The sequence below is a fragment of the Phyllobacterium sp. P5_D12 genome (genome assembly GCF_054049495.1).
The window spans coordinates 1-4,981 of the sequence record NZ_JBFUMG010000338.1; the positions used below are offsets into that span (position 1 = coordinate 1).

The 4,981-nt window shown below is 60.9% G+C and carries 6 protein-coding genes and 1 pseudogene; 5 read left to right on the plus strand and 2 right to left on the minus strand.

Annotation, left to right across the window (positions count from 1 at the left end; genetic code table 11):
• The 5 genes from ACXJ5O_RS18750 to ACXJ5O_RS18770 form a co-directional block, all read left to right on the plus strand.
• A partial coding sequence (locus ACXJ5O_RS18750; RefSeq protein WP_457301216.1) for a carbohydrate ABC transporter permease occupies positions 1-442 on the plus strand: 442 nt, incomplete at its 5' end.
• Positions 442-1,287, plus strand: coding sequence for a carbohydrate ABC transporter permease (locus tag ACXJ5O_RS18755; RefSeq protein WP_457301217.1), 846 nt, complete (start codon positions 442-444; stop codon positions 1,285-1,287). The genes ACXJ5O_RS18750 and ACXJ5O_RS18755, both read left to right, overlap by 1 nt.
• Before the next feature lie 2 nt (positions 1,288-1,289).
• Complete coding sequence (locus tag ACXJ5O_RS18760) at positions 1,290-2,306, plus strand: SIS domain-containing protein (protein WP_457301218.1); 1,017 nt, start codon at positions 1,290-1,292, stop codon at positions 2,304-2,306.
• 5 nt (positions 2,307-2,311) lie between these two features.
• Positions 2,312-3,247 carry a PfkB family carbohydrate kinase gene (locus ACXJ5O_RS18765; RefSeq protein WP_457301219.1) on the plus strand — a complete coding sequence of 312 codons (936 nt, stop codon included), beginning with the start codon at positions 2,312-2,314 and terminating at the stop codon, positions 3,245-3,247.
• A complete protein-coding gene (locus ACXJ5O_RS18770) occupies positions 3,244-4,320 on the plus strand; it encodes an ABC transporter ATP-binding protein (RefSeq protein ID WP_457301220.1) in 1,077 nt (358 codons plus the stop codon). Before ACXJ5O_RS18765 ends, ACXJ5O_RS18770 begins: the two co-directional genes overlap by 4 nt.
• Positions 4,321-4,322: 2 nt before the next feature.
• On the opposite strand, the gene ACXJ5O_RS18775 is transcribed toward ACXJ5O_RS18770, so the two are convergent.
• Both ACXJ5O_RS18775 and ACXJ5O_RS18780 read right to left on the minus strand, forming a co-directional pair.
• Positions 4,323-4,697, minus strand: a complete 375-nt coding sequence (locus ACXJ5O_RS18775) for a YbaN family protein (protein ID WP_457301221.1) — start codon at positions 4,695-4,697, stop codon at positions 4,323-4,325.
• Positions 4,698-4,764: 67 nt separating this feature from the next.
• Positions 4,765-4,981 (minus strand): annotated as a pseudogene (locus tag ACXJ5O_RS18780) (hypothetical protein); the annotation flags it as partial.

Here is a 4,981-nt window from a genome sequence, read left to right on the forward strand (position 1 = left end):
TTCCTGGCTGGGCGAGCCTGGCACTGCCCTCGCGTCGCTTATCGTGGCCGATTGCTGGAAGAATTTTCCATTGGTGGCGCTGATTGCGCTGGCCGCCCTGCAGGCTGTACCGCGCGATATCACCGCTGCATCTATGGTCGACGGAGCCGGTGCCTGGTCGCGCTTCCGCTTCGTCATCATGCCCTACCTCGCGGGGCCCTTGATGGTGGCGCTTGTCTTGCGCACCATCGAGGCGTTCAAGGTCTTCGACATCATCTGGGTCATGACGCGCGGCGGTCCGGCCAACAGCACACGCACATTGTCCATCCTCGTCTACCAGGAGGCGTTTTCTTTCCAGCGAGCGGGTTCGGGCGCATCATTGGCGCTGATCGTCACCCTGCTGGTGACAGTGCTCGCCGTCGCCTATGCCGCCCTGATCCGCAAAAGCGCGGGAGTGTCATAATGGAACGCCGCAGCCACACCGCAACGATCCTGGTACATTTGGCAGCTCTGGTTCTTCTCGTTGTGATCCTGGCGCCTGTCGTGTGGCTTTTCGTTATGAGTATTTCCTCGACGCCGGATCTTATTGCCAAGCCTTTGCACTGGTGGCCCGATACGGTCGATCTGTCCCGCTACGGTGTCCTGCTTTCTTCAGTCGCGAACAGCGCCGGTGAGGCCTTCGTCGCGTCGCTGTTCAACAGCATCAAGGTGGCCGGTATGGCGACTGTGGCGGCGCTTATCGTAGCCGTCCCCTCCGCTTGGGCCGTATCGCGCACGCCATCGGTCGGCTGGTCGCTCTATGCAGTTATTGCCACCTACATGCTGCCTCCGGTAGCCTTGGCCGTACCGCTCTACATGACCCTTGCCTGGGCAGGCCTCCTCAACAATGTCTTCGGTCTGGCCTTGGTCTATCTTACAATCCTCGCGCCGTTCACCACTTGGCTGATGAAATCGGGCTTCGATTCGATCCCACGCGAAATTGAAAGCGCAGCAACCATGGATGGCGCCCGGCTGGATCAGATCCTGCGGCTAATCACCTTGCCGCTCGCAGCACCCGTCATGGCAACGGCTGCACTCTTCGCGTTCCTGCTTGCCTGGGACGAATTCTTCTATGCCCTGTTGTTCACTTCGGACCAGCGGGCAAAAACCTTGACCGTTGCGATCGCTGATCTCGCTGGCGGACGCGTCTCGGATTACGGATTGATTGCCACAGCGGGAGTGCTTGCCGCCCTCCCCCCGCTAATCGTTGGTCTCTTCATGCAGCGCGCCCTGATCGCGGGCCTGACAAGCGGCGGCGTCAAAGGATGAGCATGTCTTCGCAAAAGAACAAACCTATCGGTCTGATCGCCATCGAGAAAGAAATGGCGCGGCAGAATGCCGATGCGATTTCCTCCTTCGAGGCGGCTGCTCCACTTGCCGTGACCATCGCCCAATCCCTGCGTATGACCGGGCGTCTGCTACTGCTCGGCATGGGTGGGTCGCATGCGGTTGGCCGCGCGGTCGAACCGCTGTATCGCGGCCTTGGTATCGATGCCGTGGCACTGCCGTTGTCCGAACAACTAGGTCAATCGATATCATTAGTCGGCAAAACAATTCTTGTGACCTCGCAGTCGGGTGAAAGCGCCGAAATCCTGCGCTGGTTTGCCGAGGCTGGCGTGCGGGCCGATACTTTCGGCTTGACGCTCGAAGGCGGTTCCACCCTTGCCCGCACCGTGCCGTCACTGGTCGGTTCCGGCGGTACGGAAAACGCCTTTGCGGCAACGCGCAGTCTGACTGTCAGTTTTGCCCTGCATCTTGCTGTGCTCAGTGCGCTTGGCGAGGATCCGGCCGAAGCGCTCGCCATCTTGAATACCGACAGCAAGCCGAATGTCGATGCTGCGGTAGCCGCATTGTCGGACGTATCGGCTGTCGTAACCTCCGGTCGCCGCATGCAGGGTGTCGCGGAGGCGATTGCGCTCGGTCTCACCGAACTCTCACGCATCCCGTGCTTCTCGCTTGAAGGCGGACAATTGCGTCACGGTCCGATGGAAATGCTCGGACCGAAGGTCGGTGTCGTCCTGTTCCGCGCCAAGGATGCAACATCGGAATTGGTCGCCCGCATGGCGGCCTCCGCACGGGAAGCCGGGTCGCCGGTTGTGGTGTTCGATGCATCCGGGGAAGCGCCGCTCAAAGGTACCGCTACGATCGATGTCGGTGTTGCCAGCGGCATAGCGGCCGTTTTTGCACTCCTGCCCGCCGCCCAGCACTTCATGCTCGGTTTTGCCGGCGCGCGCGTTGCCGATCTCGGCACGCCTGTGCGCTCGACCAAGATCACGCGGGACGAGTGAGAGCGATGCTGCCACTCGCCGTCATCGGAAACGTCAATGTCGATTTGATCCTCGGCCCGGCCGATCCATGGCCTACGCCCGGAACCGAGATCATGGTGGATTACGACGAATTGCGCGTCGGCGGTTCGGCCGGCAATGCCGCGCTGACCTGGGACGGCCTCGGTCTCGATTTTCAGATCGCCGCCAATGTCGGCAATGACCAGTTCGGCGAATGGCTGCGGCAGGGTTTCGGCAAGCATTCGGCGCGCTGGCCGGTTGCTCCCATGGGGACAACACTTTCCGTCGGCATTACCCACCCGAATGGCGAGCGTACTTTCTTTACGACGCGTGGACACATCGCGGCATTGTCCTGGCTCGACGTCATCACGACGCTCGACACCGAGCGGCTGAAGGGCGGCACCGCCATCGTTTGCGGCTCCTTCCTGACCGACGCCCTCGTTGCACAATATGACGAATTGTTCGATTGGGCCGATGCCAATGATATCCGCATCGCGCTCGACACCGGCTGGCCGATCGACGGCTGGACCGAGACCAACCGCATCAAGGCGCGCGGGTGGCTGGCACGCTGCCACATCGCCCTGTTCAATGAGGTCGAGACGACGCGCCTCGCCAACAGCGTCGAGCCTGCCGAAGCCGCGCACAGGCTCAAGGCCCTGATGCCGCGGGACGCCATCGTTGTCGTCAAGCGGGGGCCTGATGGGGCACTGGCAGTCGGCTCCGATGACAGGCTTGTCTCGGTAACTGCTCCCCTGGTTCAGGTTGCCGATACGATCGGCGCCGGTGACGTGTTTAACGCCGCCTTCCTCGCCGCGCTGGCAAATGACCAAACGCTCGGGACAAGCCTTGCGGCTGGTGTTCGCGTTGCGTCCAAAGCCATCTCCACAATTCCGCGCCGCTATGATGGCGAAGATCCGCAAACACCATCGGAGGAAGCTCTATGAGTGCGCTCGAGCTGATCAATGTTCGCAAGCGTTATGGCGCTGTCGAGACGCTGAAGGGCATCGACCTGTCGCTCGCCAGCGGCGAATTCCTCGTCTTGCTCGGTCCCTCCGGCTGCGGCAAGTCAACACTTCTCAACATCATCGCGGGTCTGGCCGAAGCGACAGACGGTGACGTGCGCATCGCTGATCGCTCGGTGACCGGCGTGCACCCCAAGGACCGCGACATCGCCATGGTGTTCCAGWCCTATGCGCTCTATCCCAACATGTCCGTGGCGCGAAACATCGGCTTCGGCCTTGAGATGCGCAATGTACCTGCGGCCGAACGCATCGAGGCCGTGCAAAAGGCGGCAAAAATCCTGCAGATCGAAAATCTCCTTGGCCGCAAGCCATCCGAACTTTCAGGCGGACAGCGGCAGCGTGTCGCCATCGGCCGGGCACTCGTGCGAGATCCGCAAATCTTCCTGTTCGACGAACCTCTGTCCAATCTCGATGCGAAACTGCGCATGGAGATGCGAACTGAGCTGAAGCGCCTGCACCAGATGCTTGGCACCACGATTGTTTATGTGACGCATGACCAGATCGAGGCGATGACGCTCGCAACCCGCATCGCCGTCATGCGCGACGGTCAGATCGAGCAGCTCGCCACTCCGGATGAGATCTACAATCGCCCTGCCACGCGCTATGTTGCGAGCTTTGTGGGTTCGCCGCCGATGAACATGCTGGATGCTACGGTTGCCGATGGTATAGCGCACATTGATGGCTCGCTCAGCGGCATCCCCCTCTCCCCTGCGTTACGGCAGAATGCGGCAAGCGCCCGCGATGTGATCATCGGCATACGTCCCGAGAGCTTGACGCTGGCGTCCTCGGAAAACGCCAACCTTGCCATCGAGGCGAAGGTCGAAGTAGTCGAGCTGACCGGCCCGGAGCTGGTCGTTACCTCAACGATCGGCAGCCAGCGCCTGACAGCGAGCTTGCCTCCTCGGTCGCAAATCGCAGTAGGCGCGCCGCAACGCTTCAATATCGATGCGAGTGCTTTGCACGTCTTCGACAAGGCGACCGGGAAGCGCGTCTAGTTTTATGCCGCCAGACTCGGGCGCGTCACAACATACGCGGCGCAGGCGATGAAAAAGACTGCCACCACTCCTCCGAGCAGAGGTGACGGCCGGGCAAAATACATGAAAGTGGCGTAGCCCAATGCCATGCCGCCGCAAGCAATCCATTTCACGCGTTTCGGTACTGCCCCGTGCTCGCGCCATTGCACCAGTGTCGGCCCGAACACCGGATGTTCGAGCAGCCACTTTTCAAATCGCGGCGACGAGCGGCTGAAACACCAGGCGGCGATGATGAGAAAGATCGTCGTCGGCATAACGGGCAACAGCGCGCCAATGAAACCGAGCGCCACCATCACCCATCCGAGCACGAAATAAAATGTCCGTTTGGTGCCGTTCATCCCGCTCGATTCCTGATAACCTTGGAACGGTTTACATGGCCGGATGCAGAATGTCAGCCCGTTGCATTCAAAGGCCGAGATGACCTTTCAGGCCGGGCACCGAATCCAGAAGCTGGTCGACAAGTTTTGGATCGGCGTATTCCTTGGCATGAGCCAGCACCGCAGCTCCGGCTTCCTGGATCTGTTCGACGGTCAGTCCACTCTCCTTGAGTGCGGCCACACCATTGACGAGTGCACCAACCTTTTCACCCGCCGCGCCTCCAAGCATGCTGGTCACGCTCGAC

Coding starts and splice junctions, on each gene's coding strand:
- ACXJ5O_RS18775 (WP_457301221.1), bottom strand. CDS start 4,697: ATGAACGGCACCAAACGGACATTTTATTTCGTGCTCGGATGGGTGATG.
- ACXJ5O_RS18765 (WP_457301219.1), top strand. CDS start 2,312: ATGCTGCCACTCGCCGTCATCGGAAACGTCAATGTCGATTTGATCCTC.
- ACXJ5O_RS18760 (WP_457301218.1), top strand. CDS start 1,290: ATGTCTTCGCAAAAGAACAAACCTATCGGTCTGATCGCCATCGAGAAA.
- ACXJ5O_RS18755 (WP_457301217.1), top strand. CDS start 442: ATGGAACGCCGCAGCCACACCGCAACGATCCTGGTACATTTGGCAGCT.